The 17,403-nt window shown below is 63.1% G+C and carries 16 protein-coding genes and 1 pseudogene; 2 read left to right on the top strand and 15 right to left on the bottom strand.

Annotated elements, in window-relative coordinates:
- Positions 1 to 420: 420 nt before the first annotated feature.
- From rpsO to rimP, 7 genes are all read right to left on the bottom strand, one after another.
- The gene (gene rpsO / locus VNX23_RS12565) at positions 421 to 690 is read right to left on the bottom strand and encodes a 30S ribosomal protein S15 (protein WP_325630453.1); all 270 of its coding nucleotides are present in this window, start codon (positions 688 to 690) and stop codon (positions 421 to 423) included.
- A 2-nt stretch (positions 691 to 692) separates the two neighbouring features.
- Positions 693 to 1,784 carry a tRNA pseudouridine(55) synthase TruB gene (gene truB / locus VNX23_RS12560; RefSeq protein ID WP_325630451.1) on the bottom strand — a complete coding sequence of 364 codons (1,092 nt, stop codon included), beginning with the start codon at positions 1,782 to 1,784 and terminating at the stop codon, positions 693 to 695.
- A gap of 3 nt (positions 1,785 to 1,787) precedes the next feature.
- A complete protein-coding gene (rbfA, locus tag VNX23_RS12555) occupies positions 1,788 to 2,222 on the bottom strand; it encodes a 30S ribosome-binding factor RbfA (protein ID WP_325630449.1) in 435 nt (144 codons plus the stop codon).
- A 181-nt stretch (positions 2,223 to 2,403) separates the two neighbouring features.
- Positions 2,404 to 5,004, bottom strand: coding sequence for a translation initiation factor IF-2 (infB, locus tag VNX23_RS12550; RefSeq protein ID WP_325630447.1), 2,601 nt, complete (start codon positions 5,002 to 5,004; stop codon positions 2,404 to 2,406).
- Positions 5,005 to 5,013: 9 nt separating this feature from the next.
- Positions 5,014 to 5,739, bottom strand: a complete 726-nt coding sequence (locus tag VNX23_RS12545) for an RNA-binding protein (protein ID WP_325630445.1) — start codon at positions 5,737 to 5,739, stop codon at positions 5,014 to 5,016.
- Between the two features lie 22 nt (positions 5,740 to 5,761).
- The gene (gene nusA, locus VNX23_RS12540) at positions 5,762 to 7,372 is read right to left on the bottom strand and encodes a transcription termination factor NusA (protein ID WP_325630443.1); all 1,611 of its coding nucleotides are present in this window, start codon (positions 7,370 to 7,372) and stop codon (positions 5,762 to 5,764) included.
- Positions 7,373 to 7,375: 3 nt separating this feature from the next.
- Positions 7,376 to 8,116, bottom strand: a complete 741-nt coding sequence (gene rimP / locus VNX23_RS12535) for a ribosome maturation factor RimP (protein ID WP_325630442.1) — start codon at positions 8,114 to 8,116, stop codon at positions 7,376 to 7,378.
- A gap of 374 nt (positions 8,117 to 8,490) precedes the next feature.
- Here rimP and VNX23_RS12530 point away from each other — a divergent pair.
- Positions 8,491 to 9,566, top strand: a pseudogene (locus VNX23_RS12530) (DUF2336 domain-containing protein).
- A gap of 134 nt (positions 9,567 to 9,700) precedes the next feature.
- On the opposite strand, the gene VNX23_RS12525 reads toward VNX23_RS12530, so the two are convergent.
- From VNX23_RS12525 to ybeY, 7 genes are all read right to left on the bottom strand, one after another.
- Positions 9,701 to 10,000, bottom strand: coding sequence for an SMI1/KNR4 family protein (locus tag VNX23_RS12525; RefSeq protein WP_325630440.1), 300 nt, complete (start codon positions 9,998 to 10,000; stop codon positions 9,701 to 9,703).
- Between the two features lie 168 nt (positions 10,001 to 10,168).
- The gene (gene trmB / locus VNX23_RS12520; protein ID WP_325630438.1) at positions 10,169 to 10,912 is read right to left on the bottom strand and encodes a tRNA (guanosine(46)-N7)-methyltransferase TrmB; all 744 of its coding nucleotides are present in this window, start codon (positions 10,910 to 10,912) and stop codon (positions 10,169 to 10,171) included.
- On the bottom strand, positions 10,909 to 12,042 hold the full coding sequence (locus VNX23_RS12515; protein ID WP_325630437.1) for a M20 family metallopeptidase: 1,134 nt from the start codon (positions 12,040 to 12,042) through the stop codon (positions 10,909 to 10,911). Before VNX23_RS12515 ends, trmB begins: the two co-directional genes overlap by 4 nt.
- A 141-nt stretch (positions 12,043 to 12,183) precedes the next feature.
- Positions 12,184 to 12,600: a helix-turn-helix transcriptional regulator gene (locus VNX23_RS12510; protein ID WP_325630435.1), complete on the bottom strand. Its 417-nt coding sequence runs from the start codon at positions 12,598 to 12,600 to the stop codon at positions 12,184 to 12,186.
- Positions 12,601 to 12,785: 185 nt separating this feature from the next.
- A complete protein-coding gene (gene lnt, locus VNX23_RS12505) occupies positions 12,786 to 14,399 on the bottom strand; it encodes an apolipoprotein N-acyltransferase (RefSeq protein WP_325630434.1) in 1,614 nt (537 codons plus the stop codon).
- Positions 14,396 to 15,511 carry a hemolysin family protein gene (locus VNX23_RS12500; protein WP_325630432.1) on the bottom strand — a complete coding sequence of 372 codons (1,116 nt, stop codon included), beginning with the start codon at positions 15,509 to 15,511 and terminating at the stop codon, positions 14,396 to 14,398. Before VNX23_RS12500 ends, lnt begins: the two co-directional genes overlap by 4 nt.
- Before the next feature lies 1 nt (position 15,512).
- The gene (ybeY, locus tag VNX23_RS12495; RefSeq protein ID WP_325630430.1) at positions 15,513 to 16,016 is read right to left on the bottom strand and encodes an rRNA maturation RNase YbeY; all 504 of its coding nucleotides are present in this window, start codon (positions 16,014 to 16,016) and stop codon (positions 15,513 to 15,515) included.
- A gap of 112 nt (positions 16,017 to 16,128) precedes the next feature.
- Between ybeY and VNX23_RS12490 the strand changes: the two genes are divergently transcribed.
- Positions 16,129 to 16,290 carry a hypothetical protein gene (locus VNX23_RS12490; protein ID WP_325630429.1) on the top strand — a complete coding sequence of 54 codons (162 nt, stop codon included), beginning with the start codon at positions 16,129 to 16,131 and terminating at the stop codon, positions 16,288 to 16,290.
- Between the two features lie 120 nt (positions 16,291 to 16,410).
- Here the strand turns inward: VNX23_RS12490 and VNX23_RS12485 are convergent.
- Positions 16,411 to 17,403: PhoH family protein (locus VNX23_RS12485; RefSeq protein WP_325630427.1), on the bottom strand; the 993-nt coding region annotated here is incomplete at its 5' end.

Genomic DNA, 17,403 nt, shown 5'->3' with positions numbered 1-17,403 from the left:
TGCGGTCTTCTTTCATGGGTTCACGCAAGGCATGAAAGTCCGGCACACAAAAACCATGCGCAAGATTGCGGGACGCTGATCGCGATTTCCGATCAGCGCCCGGCGATCCTGCCATGGTCTTGATATGCGGGATGGCATTCATCCTTTGCGATTTGGAACGGGACTGAAGGCGTCCTCGCCTTGGACCCGCGCGACGGGCACCTTGCCCGTCATCGTCCAGTCGCCGGAGTGCTGCTGGACGAACTTCTGTGCGGGCACGATCGAACAATGGCTTCGAAGATAACGGCTTCGAAGATCATGCCCTGGTGCGAACCAGCAAAGGCTCCCACCCCATATGCGCGTGACCTTGCTCGAAAGGCCGAAAAGCCGCCATTTTCGCAACCACGCGCAACCACGCGCGCAAACATGCGCGCGCGAAGCTCAGCGCCGAATGTTGTGCTTTTCGATCAGCGCCAGGTAACGCGCCTCGTCCTTCCTCTTGAGATAATCGAGAAGCGAACGGCGCGTCGCGACCATTTTCAGCAAGCCCCGACGCGAATGATTGTCCTTCACGTGGCTCTTGAAATGGTCAGTGAGGTTGTTGATGCGTTCCGAGAGGATCGCGACCTGAACCTCGGGGGAGCCGGTGTCGCCGGCTTTTTTGGCATTGGTTTTGATGACTTCCGCTTTGCGTTCGGCGGTAATCGACATCGTCAGACACTTTCATTGTTGCGAGCCGGACTGGCAGTCAGCCCGGTCAGGTTGAACACGCGCTTGGGGATGAGTTCGCCATTGCCAATTTCAGCGAGGGCCAAAAGCCGGCCTGCGACCGTGACATAGACTGTGCCGCTACAATTGGGCGCATCCCGTCCGCGCAACAAAACGGCCTGGCCCCTGTGGAGCCTTGCCGCATCCGCCCGTGTGACGGCCAGTGCCGGGATGTCGTCCAGCGCGGTCTCAACGGGCAACAGCGCGTCGGCGAGGCTGCCCTCGCCGGACGCGGCTCTATCGCACAAAGCCTCCAACTGTTCCAGCGGAATCATGTCGTTTTCGCCGAACGGGCCGACGACGGTCCGACGCAACGCGCAGATGTGACCGAAACAGCCCAGAATCCGCCCGATATCGCGGGCCAGCGCGCGGACATAGGTTCCCTTGCCGCACTCGGCCTCGAACACGGAATGACTGCTATCTGATTGTTCTACAAGGGTTAATTGGTGGATCTCGACGCGGCGCGGTTTCAGCTCGACCCTCTCGCCGTCACGTGCCAGGTCGTAGGCCCGCTCGCCCTCGACCTTGACTGCGGAATATTGCGGCGGGATTTGTTCGATCACGCCGGTGAAGCGCGGCAACAGGGCCGAAATTGCTTCCGCAGATGGCCTGATCTCGCTGGTTTTGACCACGCGGCCTTCGGTGTCGTCGGTGTCGCGTTCCTCGCCCCAGGCCACGGTGAAGCGATAACGCTTGCGGCCATCCATCACGAATGGGACGGTTTTGGTGGCCTCGCCGAGCGCGATCGGCAGTCCGCCCGAGGCAAGAGGATCGAGCGTGCCGGCGTGTCCGGCGCGCTTGGCCTGGAACAGCCGCTTCACGATCGCGACCGCGTGGGTAGAGGTCATGCCGATCGGCTTGTCGAGCACGACCCAACCGTGGACGTCGCGTTTTTCGCGGCGCGGCTGATTGTGGTGGCGTGGCTGCCTGCCCGCAGGGGCGTGATCGCCCTCACGGCGCGCTGAATGGTTTGTTGCAAGCTCGTCCGAATCGCCGGTCGGTGGTTGGATCAGGCTGTTTGCGCTCGTCATGATCATCAATCACTCATCGGATTCGTGCGAGCCGGATCGGCGCGCGTCTGGCGCGAGGTCTCTCTGCACCGCCGGCGTTCGCAGCAATTTCTCTATGCGCTCCGCTTCATCGAATCGATCATCGAGCCGGAAGCGGATATCGGGGGCAAATTTCAGGTTAACGCGCTGCGCGATTTCGCCGCGCAGGAACTTCTTGTTGCGCTCGAGCGCCGCGAGCACTCTTTGCGTGTCGCGTCCGCCAAGCGGCATGACAAAGATCGTCGCGAGCTTGAGGTCCGGCGACATCTTCACCTCGGGAACGGTAATGATGTGGCCCTCGAGCTCGACATCATGGGTGCTGCCCTGCGCCAGGATGTCCGCCATGGCGTGACGCACGATCTCGCCGACGCGCAATTGGCGTTGCGAGCCGCCGGCGGCGGAACTCCTTTTCTGGTGGCGGGGCATCGTCGTCTCTCGATTCGTCATGCCCGCGCTTGTCGCGGGCATCCACATCTTTCCTGTTGAATTGGCCAAGACGTGGATGGCCGGTAGCCGTTCGAAGAACGGCGTCGCTTCGCTCGCCTATGCCCGGCCATGACGCTGCATTTTCAGTCAATAAAAACCACGCGCTTCGCAAGATTTGGACTTACAGGCTGCGTTGGATCGATTCCACGCGATAGCACTCGATAACGTCGCCGACCCGCATGTCACCGTAGTTCTCGAACGCCATGCCGCATTCCTGACCGGCTTGCACTTCCTTCACCTCGTCCTTGAAGCGCTTGAGCGTCGACAGCTTGCCTTCATGCACGACGACGTTGTCGCGAATCAGGCGGACATTGGCGCCGCGCTCCACGGTCCCGTCGGTGACGCGGCATCCGGCGACCTTGCCGACCTTGGAAATGTTGAACACTTCCAGGATCTGGGCGTTGCCGAGCATGGTCTCGCGCAGCGTCGGCGCGAGCAGGCCGGACATCGCCTTCTTCACGTCATCCACGAGGTCGTAGATGATGTTGTAGTAGCGGATTTCGATGCCGTTGCGCTTGGCTGCCGCCGCCGCTTCCTTGTTGGCGCGGACGGAGAAGCCGATGATCGCGGCGTTGAAGCCTTCCGCGAGCGTCACGTCGGATTCCGAAATGCCGCCGACACCTGCGTGCAGAATGCGGGCGGCGACCTCCTCGGTGCCGAGCTTTTCCAGCGAGCCGAGGATCGCTTCCAGCGAGCCTTGCACGTCGGCCTTGACGACCAGCGGGAATTCCTTGCGGCCCGACGTCTTGAGCTGCGACATCATCTGTTCGAGCGAGCCGCGCATTCCGGAAATGCTGGCGGCGGCGTTCTCGCGCTTCTGGTGCGCGCGATAGCTCGTGATCTGACGGGCGCGGGCTTCGTTCTCGACCACCGCGAGGCGATCGCCCGCCTCCGGCGGCCCGTTGAAGCCGAGCACCTCGACCGGCACCGAAGGACCGGCCTCCTCCACCGTATCGCCCTGGTCGGAAATCAGCGCGCGCACGCGGCCCATCTCGGCGCCTGCGACCACGATGTCGCCGACCCGCAGGGTTCCGCGCTGCACCAGCACGGTCGCGACCGGACCGCGGCCGCGGTCGAGCTTGGCTTCGATCACGGTGCCTTCGGCGGGGCGCGACGAATTGGTCTTGAGGTCGAGCAAATCGGCCTGCAGCGCGATCATCTCGAGCAGCCGGTCGAGATTGGTCCTGTTCTTGGCGGAGACTTCGACGTCGACAACCTCGCCGCCAAGCGATTCGACCTGGACCTCGTGCTGCAGCAGCTCGGTGCGAACGCGATCGGGCCTGGCGTCCGGCTTGTCGATCTTGTTGATGGCGACAATCATCGGCACCTTCGCCGCCTTGGCGTGATTGATCGCCTCCACCGTCTGCGGCATGACGCCGTCATCGGCGGCCACCACCAGCACAACGATGTCGGTCACCTTGGCGCCGCGGGCGCGCATCGCGGTAAACGCGGCGTGACCGGGCGTGTCGATGAAGGTGATTTTCTTGCCGCTTTCCGGCGAGGTCACCTGATAGGCGCCGATATGCTGGGTGATGCCGCCGGCTTCGCCGGAGACCACATTGGCGTGGCGAAGCGCGTCGAGCAGCGACGTCTTGCCGTGGTCGACATGGCCCATCACGGTCACCACCGGCGAACGCGGCTCGGTATCGGTAGAGTTGTCGACGACGTCGAACAGGCCCTCCTCGACGTCGGCCGCGGCGACGCGCTTGACGGTGTGGCCCATTTCCTCGGCGATCAGCTGCGCGGTATCGGCATCGATCACGTCGGTGATCTTGTGCATGGCGCCCTGCTTCATCAGCAGTCTGATGACGTCAACGGCGCGCTCGGTCATCCGGTTGGCGAGTTCCTGGATCGTGATGGCTTCCGGAATGACGACCTCGCGAACGAGCTTTTCCTTCGGCTCGTTCGATTGATGTCCCTTCAGGCGTTGGGTACGGCGGCGGAACGAGGCGATCGAGCGCTCGCGGACGTCGTCGGCATTGAGTGCGGTGACGAGCGTCAGCCGCCCGCGCTGCTTCTGCGGCGCGGGCTTGGCCGCCTTCGGGGCGGTGGCCGAGCGGGCAGCGCCGCCGGCGCCGCGCCTGACCTGACGCGGTCCCTCGTCTTCGTCGGAAATGTCGGCGGCAATCCCGGGCGCCCGCGCCACGGGTATCGCGGGGCGGACCGGACGTTGCGGCTGGGCCTCGGCCTCGCCAAAACGCTTCTTGGCTTCGAGCTCAGCCTTTCGCTTGGCCTCCTCGTCCTGACGGTGACGTTCTTCCTCGGCCTTGCGGCGCGCCTCGGCGGCTTCGCGCTCGGCTTGTTCGATGCCTTCGCGGCTGCTGCGCCGCTTGGCTTCCTCTTCGGCGAGCCGCCGCTCCTCGATGTCGCGCAGCTTTGCATCCGCCAGCGCGCTGGCGCGTGCGGTGCGCTCGTCTTCGGTGAGCGTGGGCAAAACCAAACCGGAATTTCTGCGAGGCGCCGCCGGAGGGGGCGCGGCGCGGGTCAACGGTGCCGGGGCCGGCGTTGCCGCCTTGACCGCCACCGGTTCCGGTGCATGCGTCTCCGCGGCAGGCGCCTCTCCGGCGACCCGGCGCTTGCCGCGCTTCTCCACCACGACCTGCTTGGTCCGGCCGTGGCTGAAGCTCTGGCGCACGGTGCCCGTCTCGACGCGCGGCTTGAGCGTCAAGGTCTTGGTCGGGACACTGAGTGTCTTGTCGCCAGGGGTTTTCGTATCAACCATTCAGCAGTCCTAATCTTCTCTCATCGTGCGTGTCTGCACAGTGTGTGTCGGCGAATTCTTGGCCGGCTTGCCGGCCGCTCCGTCGTCGCCCGCCATCCGGTATCGGACCAGCATATGGCTGCGCGACAGGAAGGTGCTGCTCGCGGGGCCCGCGAGCAGCGCAGCATGTATCACATTTGAGCGGCCAAGTGCCAAATCCAATTGTTCCGAGGTCAGCGCGTTAACCACGGGGATATCCGCCTTTTTGTCGCGATTTTGGCCATTTTGCCTGACCATGGCGTCCAATTTGCGAATTCCCTCGGCGGCGCCGTCGGAAGCGTGGATCAGAGCCCTGATTGGTCCCTGTCGCCCGAGCGTGTCGGCCACCTTGGCAAAACCGGAAACCACCCGTCCCGCCTTGGCGGCAACAGCGAGAGCCTCGACCGCAAAACGTTCCAGCACGGCTTCGGTGTCACTGGCAAGCGTCGGCGCCACGCGCACGTCGCGCTTGAATCCCCGCTCGAATTGGTGACGCCGGACCGCTTCCGCAACCGCCTGGCGGCTGGCCGAAACCCAAAGCCCCCGGCCGGGAAGCTTGCGTTTCAGATCCGCGATCACCTCGCCGGACGGAGCGACCACGAACCGGATCAGTTCCCCGATCGGCTGCACTTTTCGGCTGACCGCGCACATTCGCATGGTCGCGGACTTATCCGTCCGCGGCCCATGATCGAGTTCGAGGTCAGCAAGCGCGAGCATCGGGAAGGCATGGCTCCAATGATCAGGCCGGCTGGCCTTCGGGGGCCTCGGCCCCCTCGGTCGTCTTGTCGAGATCGGCCTGGGTGATCCAGCCGGCCAGAACGCGCGCCTGCATGATCATGTTCTCCGCGTCGTTGCGCGAGACTTCGTTGCCGTCGAGAATGCCGGCGTGCCTGGTCGGCTCGCCGCCTTCCTTGCGTTCGGTCCAGCCGACGAGGTCGTCGGTAGCGCAGCCGGCCAGATCTTCCAGCGTCTTGATGTCATTCTCGCCGAATTTCACCAGCATCTTCGAACTTACGCCGGGCACCTGCTTCAATGCATCGTCAACGCCGAGTTCCTTGCGCCTGTTCTCGAGTTCGGTCTCGAGCCGTTCCAGGTATTCCCTGGCGCGATTCTGCAACTCGTTGGCGGTTTCATCGTCAAAGCCTTCGATGCCGGCCAGTTCCCTGACATCGATCAGCGCCAGTTCCTCAACCGAGGTAAAGCCTTCCGAGGCGAGCAATTGGCCGACGACTTCGTCGACATTGAGCGATTCCATGAAAACCCGCGTGGAGTTTTCGAAATCGGCCTGACGGCGTTCGGATTCCTCCTGCTCGGTCAGAATGTCGATATCCCATCCGGTCAGCTGCGAGGCGAGGCGCACGTTCTGCCCGCGCCGGCCGATCGCCAGCGAGAGCTGGTTGTTGGTGTCGGGAACCACGACTTCGATCCGCTCGCGGTCCTCGTCGATCACCACCTTGGAGACTTCGGCGGGTGCGAGAGCATTGACGACGAAGGTTGCAATATCCGGTGACCAGGGAATGATGTCGATCTTTTCACCCTGCAATTCATTGACGACCGCCTGCACGCGCGATCCGCGCATGCCGACGCAGGCTCCGACCGGATCGACCGAGGAATCGCGCGAAATCACGCCGATCTTCGCGCGCGAGCCGGGATCGCGGGCCACCGCCTTGATCTCGACGATGCCGTCATAGATCTCGGGAACTTCCTGCGCGAACAGTTTCGCCATGAATTGCGGGTGGGTGCGGGAGAGGAAAATCTGGGGCCCCCGCGTTTCGCGCCGCACGTCGAAAATATAGGCGCGGACGCGATCGCCGTTGCGGAACACTTCGCGCGGCAGCATCTCGTCGCGACGGATGATGGCCTCACCCCGGCCGAGATCGACGATGACGCTGCCATATTCGACGCGCTTGACGATGCCGTTGACGATATCGCCGATGCGGTCCTTGAATTCCTGATATTGCCGGTCGCGCTCGGCTTCGCGCACCTTCTGCACGATCACCTGCTTGGCCGATTGCGCGGCGATGCGGCCATATTCCAGCGGCGGCAGCGTGTCGGCGATGGTGTCGCCGATCTGCGCGCCCGGATTGGCGCGGCGGGCATCCTCGAGTGAAATCTGGTTGGCCGAATTCTCGACGTTCTCGACCACCAGCATGTGGCGCGACAGTCGAAGCTCGCCCTTTTTGGCGTCGATCTCGGCGTGGACGTCGGTCTCGCTTCCGTAGCGGGCGCGCGCCGCCTTGGCGATGGCGTCTTCCATGGCCGAGATCACGATGCCGCGGTCGATCGATTTCTCGCGCGCGACCGCGTCGGCGATCTGCAGCAATTCGAGTTTGTTGGCACTGACTGCCATGGCTTAGTCTCCTCTATCAGGATCGATTTCGCCTCTGCGTGCTCTTTCCGCGGCGAGGCGATGCTGTTTGCTGTTGTTCGGAACCGGTTTCTTCGCCGGTCTTGTCGTGCGATTGCGGACATGCGCGGCGGGCGGCGGCTCTAATCCGAGGCTGCGCTTGAGTTCCCGCTCGGCGGCCTTGCCGCGCCGCATCGACTCCGCGATCAATTCGTCGGTGAGCACGAGCCGCGCCTCCGCGATCTCCTCCATCACAAGAAGAATATCGCTTTCTTCGCCTGCCTTCGCGTCGTCGCGATGCAGCCGAACGGCATTGCCCTCGACGCCAGCCAGCGTGCCGCGGAACCGCTTGCGGCCCTGATGAGCGATCGCCATTTCGATTCTAACGAGATGGTCGACGAAGCGCTCAAAATCGGAGCGCCGCACCAGCGGCCGGTCGATTCCGGGCGAGGAAATTTCCAGCCGGTAGGCACGGTCGATCGGGTCGGCGACGTCGAGCACCGGCGACAACGCCCGCGAGATCGCCTCGCAATCCTCGATATGCATCGAGCCGTCGGGCCGCTCCGCCATGATCTGGACGGTGCAGCCGGCCTCGCCCGATATCTTGATCCGCACCAGCCGGTACCCCATTCCCTGCAGGACTGGAGTGGCGATCGCCGACACCCGCGCCGCCACACCCGGCTCGATGACGAGGCGCGGCTCGGCAAGCAGCTCGATGTCCACGGAACCAGCGGTTGGATCGGTCATTTCCAGTGTCAAACGTTGCCTTTTTGGCGGTCTCGAATGCGGTGTTCTGACGGCTTTGCGTTGGGCGGGCCAAAAAGCGCTCGGGTCCCGCCGGTGTGCCCGAGCCGGTCCCTTGCGCTTAGCTTTCGCCGGGCCCGTTCGGGTAATAAAAAAGAGCGGGTCCCGGGGGGCCCACTCTCAATACGCGATCGTATGAGAACTATAAGTTGCCGCTGATATAGCGTTTTTTCAGAGCTCCGGCAAGGCCCGGCAAACGCGCGGACCGCGATTTTGGGCGCATCCGAAAGGGCCGATTTCAAGCCTAACTCTTCCTTCACCACGCCCGCCTAGATTGCTCGAAAACCCGCAGACGGCGCCGGGTTTGAGTGAATTTCATGTCGGTCGCAGCTTCCTTGATCCCCGGTCTCGATGAAATCGTCAGGCAGGCGATCCCAGGCGCTTGGCGGATGCGGTCCGCCGGATCGCCGAACTGCTGGTGCAGGGAGCCGCGACTTTCCAGCCGGATCATGTCGAACTGTTCGACCGGGTCCTGATCGATCTCGTGCCGCACACCGGGATTGTTGCCCGCGCCGATCTCGCCTGGCAACTTTCCGCGCTTGCCAATGGACCCAAAATCTTGCTCGGCCAACTCGCCCGCGAGGACGAGCTGTCGGTCGCCGCCCCGGTGTTGCGGCGTTCGCCTGCGCTCGATCAGCAGATGCTGATCGAAATCGCGCGCATGAAAGGTCAGGGGCATCTCATGGCGATCACGGAGCGGCCGACGCTGTCTGCCGGCCTTACCGACGTGATCCTTCGCCGCGGCGACCGCGACGTCGTCAGGCGCACGGCGGCCAATGCGGGAGCGCTTTTTTCAAGCAGCGGATATTCCGCGTTGATCAGGCGTGCCGGCACCGATGGCGTTTTGACGCTCAAGCTCGGCCAGCGCGAAGATCTGCCGGATCGGTTGCTCAGGGAACTCCTGGCGGGTTCGATCGAGGTTGTCCGCCGCCGCATGTTCGAAATGGCCGCGCCCGAAAGGCAAGCCGCCATCGGCCGGGCGATGAGCGAGATTGCCGGCGGCGACAGCGGGATCGACAGCGGCACGGATTTTGTGCCTGCGCAACGCACCGTGCTTGCGCTTCATCGCGCCGGCAACCTGAACGAAGCGGCGCTTCTCGGCTTTGCCAAGGAGTACAGATATGAGGAAACGGTGGCGGCCTTGTCGGCGATGTCGGGTGTGCAGATCGCAACGCTCGATCGTCTGATGGGCGGCGAGCGTCACGACCCGATCCTGATCGTCGGCAAGGCGATCGGACTGCAATGGGCAACCGTGCGCGCCCTGGTTCTGCTCCAGCTGGGGCCGACCCGGATCGCTTCGCCAACCGACATCGAGAACGTGCGGTCGAACTTTGCGCATCTCATGCCTTCGACCGCGGAGCGGATGCTCGACTACTGGAAGGGCCGGCCGTAGCTACCCTGGAGCACGATCCGGAAAAGTGGAAACCGGTTTTCCCTCGCGACAAACGCGGAAAGGCATTTGCGCGGAAATCATGCTCAAACAAAGAGATGAGATCATGAAGCGATTCCGCTCAATCGCATCATGATCTAGGGAGTCTTCGGCCGGAAGCGCTCCAGGTCTGAAAAGCTGTCTGCCACCGCCACCAATTCGCGTGAGTCCTGAAGCCACACATAGATGGTAGGCTCATAGCGTCGGTTCACCTTGAGCAGAACTAATCTGTCGCCGCCGCCGTTGCTACCTATAGCAAGTGCGTTTTCCGGCCAGCCTCGCCAATCATGCATCAACGCGGTCTCGCGCAAAATATCATTGCAGGAGCGTTTCACACGCTTGCGATCGGACGCATCCAGGATGGGATGCAAATTCCAAACATCATCGTGGGCAAACACCTCCCCCCGTTATCCGTCATCATTGCTTGTCGATATGAATAGGGTAGCGACGCCCCGAGCTTTTGCTCCGCCGCGGCGATGAAGCGCTCGTCGAGGTTGAAAGGCACGCCGCACAATCTCCGGGCTTTCGAGTGACTGTTAGCCTTGATTCCATTTTCATTTCAAGGGCTAGCCGACGCGCCGAAACCGCAGATAGGTGGCCTGCCGACCTTCGCGTTCGGCTTTAAGTCCGTATCGCGTCATCGTGAAATTCGGCCATGGCTCGCGCCAATCGCAGGCACGCTCCGCGGTCCATACGAAGTCGGGCGAGCGCGAAAAATGCGAAAGCGTCCAGCCGCAATAGTCGTCGATATCGCTGACAAAACGAAACTCGCCCCCGGCTTTGAGCACACGCGCCATGGCTTTGATGGTCGCGTCCTGCACGAAGCGCCGCTTCCAGTGCCGCCGTTTCGGCCATGGGTCCGGATGGATAAGGTCGATCCGCGCCAGCGAGTGTTTTGGCATCCACGCCAGCAACTCGGCCGCATCTCCTGCAAACAGCCGGATATTTGTGATGTTGTGTTGCTCGATCGCTGCCAGGATCTTCGCCATGCCGTTGACGTAGGGCTCGCAGCCGATGAAGCCGGTGTCGGGAAAGGCGCGCGCTTCGGCACTCAGATGCTCACCGCCGCCAAATCCGATCTCCAGCCTGACATTGTCGACCGGCGCATCGAACAGGCGAATGATTTCGGCCGGCGGCGGACCGGCAATGTTCAGGGAAAGCCGCGGCAACAGATGTTCCATCAAATCGGCCTGATGCGCGCGTAAGCGGTGACCCTTGCGCCGGCCAAAGAAGGAGCCGGGCCTGCGAGCGGCGATATCCTCGCCGGACCGGGCATCGTGATTTTCGGGGTTGCGGATCGCCGCGCTCATCGCAGCGTCTGGTAGAGGAGATGCATCAGCCGCGCCCTCGGTTCGATCGATGAAATATACAGCTGCTCGTAATGGGTGTGAGCACCCCGGCCGTCGACGCCGAGGCCGTCGAGCGTTGCCGTATGGGTTGCGGTGAAATTGCCGTCGGAACCGCCGCCGGTGAAAGTGTCCGAAAGCTCGAAGGCGAGCTCGGCGGCAAGCATTTTGGCGTGCTCGAACAGGGCCGCTCCGGCGTTGCTCTTCTCATATGGCGGACGATTCAATCCACCCGTCACGCTGATGCCGACGCCATCGGTCTGCGAGGCCAGGTTCAACACTTTCGGAATAATCTCGTCGGCATCCGCAATCGATGGAAGGCGCATGTCCACCTCGGCATAGGCCTCCTCGGCGATCACGTTCGGCCTGGTGCCGCCTCTGACAACGCCCACATTGACGCTTACGCCGCGCGAGAGGTCGTTCATGGCCTGAAGTGTCTGAATGACGTTGGCGAGTTCGCGGATCGCGCTGCGGCCATCCTCCGGTCGCGTGCCGGCATGGGCGGGAACGCCTTTGACGAAGACCTCGAAGCGCGCCACCCCCTTGCGGCTGGTGACGACCTTGCCGCCGTCGCGGGCGGGCTCGGTCACGAGCACGTATTTTGCCTTGCGTCCCTCCGCTTCGATCATCGCGCGCGACGTCGGGCTGCCAATCTCCTCGTCCGAGACGTAGAGATGGGTCACGCCAAGCGGCGGTCGCTCGCCTTTCCCACAAAGCAGTCGGAAGGCGTGAAACGCCAGATACGCCCCGCCCTTCATGTCATAGATACCGGGGCCGAAGGCACTGTCGCCTTCCAGGCGAAACGGCAGACGCTCGATGAAGCCAAGCGGATGAACCGTGTCGAGGTGGCTCAGCACCAGGATTCCGGGGCGCTGCTGCCCCCATGACGACCGCACGATGAGGTGGTCGCCGCAGCCGGAACGCCCTGCGACCCGCTCGATCGCGACCGGCAGTCCGCGATAGCCGTCCGCGACCAGGGTCGCGAGCCTGTTGATGTGGTCGGGTGCTTCCGTCGGAGTTTCGATCTCGACCCAGCGGCGGATGCCATCGAGAATGGTTTTCGCATCGAAGGGGTTGGAGGACGTGGTCAGCATTTCCAGCCTTTTGCAATTGACATGCGGCCTTTGGACGCGCGGCCATCGAACTCGCGTGTTCAATAGCAACATTGTCCGACGGGCAACAGCCGGCCCGGATCGGGTTCGCGCTGTTCGGGGGTTCGAAGCGAATGGTTGATTTCAGAGCTTTTCCGGCTGTTCGCGCGCCGCGATCTGTTCGACCAACTCCACGATGCTGCGCCGAAGCTTGGCATCGGTAATGCGCGTAAACGCGCGGGTCAGCGCCAGCCCCTCCGAGGTCGCGAGAAAATCCGAGACATAGGAGGGCGAACTCCCCTCGGAAAATCCTCCGGTGGAGGGCGTTCCGCTGGGTCCGCCCTCGAACAGGAACGACACCGGCACCTGAAGTATTTCCGAGATCTGTTGAATCCGGCTTGCGCCGACCCGGTTGGTCCCCTTCTCGTATTTCTGGATTTGCTGAAACGTCAGGCCAAGCGCTTCGCCGAGCTTCTCCTGGCTCATCCCGAGCATGATGCGGCGCATGCGCACCCGACTGCCGACATATTTGTCAACAGGGTTGGGCGCCTTGGTCGCCATCGTCGACACTCCCTGGGATTTTGCGTTAGCGCGATGAAGCAAAAAGACGGATGATTGCCTCGGTGTGCCGAGGGCTATTTTGCCTTATGGGGCCAGAATGCGAATTGCACCGTCGGTCTGTCAACAGGCGGATTTGCGTGGTTTAAGCTTTTGGCCGCATCCCAAACCGCGGACCGGCGTCATCGTCAGGCGAATCGATCGGCAAAGCGGCGTCCAGCAATCAACAGCAGCGCAGCAATGATGACGATGACGACGGGCATGTCGCCGGTGCGTGCGTAGATCGTCGGCGGGATGGCCGCAGGCAGGCCGGAGTCGAGTACGCCTTCGAGCCCGAGGCCGAGCCGCGCGACGATCCGTCCCCATGGATCGATCACCGCGGATATGCCTGTATTTGCTGCACGAACCACCGGCAATCCCTGCTCGATCGCGCGCAATCGCGCCTGCTGCAGGTGCTGATAGGGACCCGTTGAAATTCCAAACCACCCGTCATTGGTGAGGTTGACGATCCAGCCCGGGCGGTCGCCGCGATCGACAACGTCACCGGGAAAGATAGCCTCGTAACATATCAACGGTAGTGCCCGGGGCGCATTCGGAATCTCCATGGTGCGCCGTCTGGTGCCGGGAATGAAGCCGCCCTGAACCCTGGTGAGTTGCTCCAGGCCGATTTTTTCCAGCAAGTGCTGGAACGGAAGGAATTCGCCGAACGGCACCAGATGCAACTTGTCGTAAACCGACAGCACCCCGCCATCGTGATCGATGACGTAGATCGAATTATAGGCACGGGTCACCCGCGTGCCCGGCGGCAGGTCCGGCGCACGTACCGAACCGGTGATCAGGACTGTCCCCTTGGGCAACAGATCGGCGATCTGCGCCATCGCGTCGGCTTCGCGGGTCAGAAAAAACGGGAAGGCCGATTCCGGCCAGATCAGAATGCCGACGTCACGCACGCCTGTGGATTGCGGGGTGGATGCGCGATCCGACAGCGCCAGATATTTCCTCATCACCTCCGCCTTGGCGGCGTAGTTGAACTTCACGTCCTGCTGCAGATTGGGTTGCATGATGCGCAGCTTGACATTTGCAAGCATTCTGGTCGGCTGTGTCTGCAGCCGTACCGCGCCAAAAATTCCCATGACAAGCAGCAACATCAGGGCCAACGCAGGGGCGATCCACGGCTTGCGCTCGCGCGAACCTTCCTCAATCAACATGGCCGGGCTTGCGAAGATCGCCACGGCGAGAAAGGTCATGCCCCACAGTCCGATCAGCGAGCCCGCCTGCGCCAGAGCCAGCGGCTCGGTCAGCGCGTAGCCGAACGCATTCCATGGAAAGCCGGTGAGCGCATGGCCGCGCAGCCATTCGCTGACGGTCAGACTTGCCGCAAGTGCTATCACCCGTGAGCCGTCTTTCGCCCAGAGTAGCCGCGCGAGCCCGAAGCCCAGCGCCGTGAACAGGGCAAGATAAGCGGGCAAGCCGAGCACGGCGAACGGCAACAGCCAAGCGAAGGTGGGCGCATCGACCAGGAAGGCGTAGCCGATCCAGTACAGTCCCGACACGAAATAACCGAGCCCGAACCACCATCCGGCGATCGCGGCGGCCGGCACGCCGCGCAGCCGCCCGCCGCCCGCGCCGTCGATCAACCAGACGACGACGGGAAAGGTCGCAAACAGCACCGGCCAGGCATTGAAAGGCGCCATCGCGAGCGCCGACAGCGCCCCGGCGAGCAGCGCGATGGTCGCGCGTTTCCATCCCCATGCCAGAATGATCGCAAGGCCGGCCGCGCGGAGTCTGCTTGCGCCGCTCACGACGAGCCGGCTCCATCGTTCGGCGGGTTCGCAGGGTTGCCGGTTGGCGCCGATCCGCTGTCGCTCGCGGATTCGCGGCGGCGGTTCTCGCGCTGGGTACGAGGCGGGCTGCGCTCCTTGCGCGGGGCAATGCGCAGCCGCTTGACGCGCCTCGGATCGGCGTCAAGCACCTCGATCTCGAAATTGCCCGGACCCGAAATGACCTCGCCACGCACCGGCAGCCGGCCCACATGGGTCACGAGAAAGCCGCCCAGCGTCTCGACCTCCTCGCCGGCTTCACCGGTCACGAACTCCTCGCCGATGACGGAGCGGACGTCATCGAGGCTGGCGCGGGCGTCGGCGATGAAGGAATTGTCCGCCTGCCGTACGATGGCCGGCGGCTCGTCGCTGTCATGTTCGTCGTCGATCTCGCCGACGATCTGCTCGACGATGTCCTCGATCGAGACCAGTCCGTCGGTTCCGCCATATTCGTCGACGACCAGCGCCAGGTGAATGCGCGAGGCCTGCATCTGTGCCAACAGATCGATCGCCCGCATTGAGGGCGGCACGAACAGGAGTTTCCGGATGATGTCGGCCTGCGAAAGCGGCAGCGCCAGGTCGACGGCGCGCAGGTCAAGACCCGCAGGGAGAGGCTTCTTGCGTTTGGCCTTGCCGGTCTCGGCTTTCCGCGCCCGTGCGGTCATGAACGCCAGGAGATCGCGGATGTGAACCATGCCTTCGGGATCATCCAGGGTCTCGTTGTAAACCACCAATCGGGAATGCGCCGCACTCTCGAACAGGCTCATCAGTTCGCCGAGCGGAATGTCGCGCTTGACCGCGACGATGTCGGCGCGATGGATCATGACGTCGGCGATGCGGCGCTCATGCAGGGAAAGGATGTTGCGCAGCATGGTGCGCTCGATGGCCGAAAAGCCTACCTCGTCCGGCGTGCTGGCATCGAGCACGACCTGAAGGTCGTCGCGGACCGATCCCGGTTTCCATCCGAACAGGGTGCGGATCGCGCGAGCGAGCCAATTCTCGGCCGCAGGTCGCATGACCTCGCCCTCCTGCACCACCGCCGGCAGGTTGCGCGTCGTGCGCGGATTGTCGTGGACCGGTTCTGAGTCCGTCATCTCAGCCCATCCGTTCCGCATAGGGATCGGGAATGCCGAGTTGGGAGAGGATTTCCCGCTCGAGCTCTTCCATCGTCCCGGCCTCTTCGTCTTTTTCGTGGTCGTAACCGACCAGATGCAGGAAACCGTGAACCGCAAGATGGCTGAGATGATGGTCGAACGGCTTCTGTTCCTCGTCGGCCTCCCTTCGCGTCGTCTCGTAGGCAATGGCGATGTCGCCCAGCATGCGCGGCGCATCCGTGTGGCCGCGCGGGCCGGTCGGTTGCAGCGCGGGAAACGACAGCACGTTGGTCGGCTTGTCGATGCCGCGCCAGTTCCTGTTCAGTGTGCGGATGCCGGCGTCGTCGGTCAGCATGATAGCGAGTTCGGTCTCTCCGACATCGGCAGCGACCAATCCGGCAGCGGTCGCTATCGCGCGGTGAATGACGGCCTCGGAGTCCGGCTCGGTCTGCCAGCATTCGGCGACGACGAGAACCTCCGATATGGGAACGGCAGATTGTGCCATCGGTCCGGAATTCTGTTCGCGACGGGAATTCTCTCCCCGTGCACTTCTGGTGCCCGCTTTCCGAAGTTCGTCTACCATCGCAGCAACCACTTTTCACGAATTTCGGAAAGTCATGGGCACCAGCAAACCTATGGCTCTAGTGCCGCTTCTCGATTTTGAAGTTCCTGGATTGAGCTTGCCGCTTGCGCTGCAGGAACTTCAAATCGGCGGCACTAGTGTGGCGTTCAGAAGTCCGCATCATTATTGCCGCAAGTTCGGTCATGCGGACTTCTGAACCAAAGCCACACTAGAAACAATGGCTTACTAGTGTCCTTTCGATTCCGAAGTTCGCAAACGAGGTGCCCGCAAAATGATGCGAACTTTGGAATCGGGACACTAGCGGCAGTTTTGGGCATCAAGTCTTGCGGGTTGCCGAGCGCTGCGGCACTCCTTCATAGGCCGCGACGATTCGCGCCACCAGCTCATGGCGGATGACGTCTTCGGCGGTGAAAGTCACCTGCGAAATACCCTCGACGCCGTCGAGCAGCCTGACCGCTTCCGCCAGACCCGAGGTCTGGCCGTGCGGCAGGTCGACCTGGGAGGGATCGCCGGTGACGATCATGCGGCTGTTCTCGCCGAGCCGGGTCAGGAACATCTTCATCTGCATCGAGGTGGTGTTTTGCGCCTCGTCCAGGATGATGGCGGCATTGGTCAGCGTGCGGCCGCGCATGAAGGCGAGCGGTGCGATCTCGATCTCGCCGGTCTGCAGCGCGCGTTCGACGATCCGCGCATCCATGACGTCGTAAAGCGCATCGTAGATCGGCCGCAAGTAAGGATCGACCTTCTCGCGGAGGTCGCCCGGCAGGAAGCCTAGTCGCTCGCCGGCTTCGACTGCGGGCCGTGACAGGATGATACGGTCGACTTCCTTGCGCTCGAATAGTTGCGCGGCATGGGCGACCGCGAGCCAGGTCTTGCCGGTGCCGGCGGGACCGACGCCGAACACCAGCTCGTGGCGTTTCAGCGCGCGGATGTAGGAGTCCTGCGCGGCGGTGCGCGCCCGCACCGGGCGCTTACGCAGATTGATGATCTCGAAAGCCGACTTCGCCGCCTTGGCGTCGTATTCGAACAGCGAGCCCTGCGCGATCACGGCGCGGATCGCACCTTCGACGTCGCCCTGGGCAACGTCCTGGCCCTTCACCGCCTGCGCATAGAGCGTTTCCAGCACGCGCCGCGCCGCGTCGCAGCCATCGCGCGAGCCGGCAATGGTGATGTGGTTGCCGCGGGAATCGACGACGATGCCGAGCCGGCGCTCGATCTGCGCGAGGTTCTGCCCGTAGGGGCCGACGAGGGCGGAAGCCGCGCGATTGTCGTCGAAGTCGATGACGACTTGCGTCTCGGGCGGAACCTG

This window comes from Bradyrhizobium sp., assembly GCF_035570375.1.
In the GTDB taxonomy this organism is placed as follows: Bacteria; Pseudomonadota; Alphaproteobacteria; order Rhizobiales; family Xanthobacteraceae; genus Bradyrhizobium.
This window is presented reverse-complemented; position numbering and strand designations above follow the sequence as displayed.

Bases quoted from the DNA above. Each gene is read 5' to 3' on its own strand.
- rpsO (WP_325630453.1), bottom strand. From the start codon at position 690: ATGTCGATTACCGCCGAACGCAAAGCGGAAGTCATCAAAACCAATGCC.
- truB (WP_325630451.1), bottom strand. From the start codon at position 1,784: ATGATCATGACGAGCGCAAACAGCCTGATCCAACCACCGACCGGCGAT.
- rbfA (WP_325630449.1), bottom strand. From the start codon at position 2,222: ATGCCCCGCCACCAGAAAAGGAGTTCCGCCGCCGGCGGCTCGCAACGC.
- infB (WP_325630447.1), bottom strand. From the start codon at position 5,004: ATGGTTGATACGAAAACCCCTGGCGACAAGACACTCAGTGTCCCGACC.
- VNX23_RS12545 (WP_325630445.1), bottom strand. From the start codon at position 5,739: ATGCTCGCGCTTGCTGACCTCGAACTCGATCATGGGCCGCGGACGGAT.
- nusA (WP_325630443.1), bottom strand. From the start codon at position 7,372: ATGGCAGTCAGTGCCAACAAACTCGAATTGCTGCAGATCGCCGACGCG.
- rimP (WP_325630442.1), bottom strand. From the start codon at position 8,116: ATGACCGATCCAACCGCTGGTTCCGTGGACATCGAGCTGCTTGCCGAG.
- trmB (WP_325630438.1), bottom strand. From the start codon at position 10,912: ATGAGCGCGGCGATCCGCAACCCCGAAAATCACGATGCCCGGTCCGGC.
- VNX23_RS12515 (WP_325630437.1), bottom strand. From the start codon at position 12,042: ATGCTGACCACGTCCTCCAACCCCTTCGATGCGAAAACCATTCTCGAT.
- VNX23_RS12510 (WP_325630435.1), bottom strand. From the start codon at position 12,600: ATGGCGACCAAGGCGCCCAACCCTGTTGACAAATATGTCGGCAGTCGG.
- VNX23_RS12500 (WP_325630432.1), bottom strand. From the start codon at position 15,511: ATGACGGACTCAGAACCGGTCCACGACAATCCGCGCACGACGCGCAAC.
- ybeY (WP_325630430.1), bottom strand. From the start codon at position 16,016: ATGGCACAATCTGCCGTTCCCATATCGGAGGTTCTCGTCGTCGCCGAA.
- VNX23_RS12490 (WP_325630429.1), top strand. From the start codon at position 16,129: ATGGGCACCAGCAAACCTATGGCTCTAGTGCCGCTTCTCGATTTTGAA.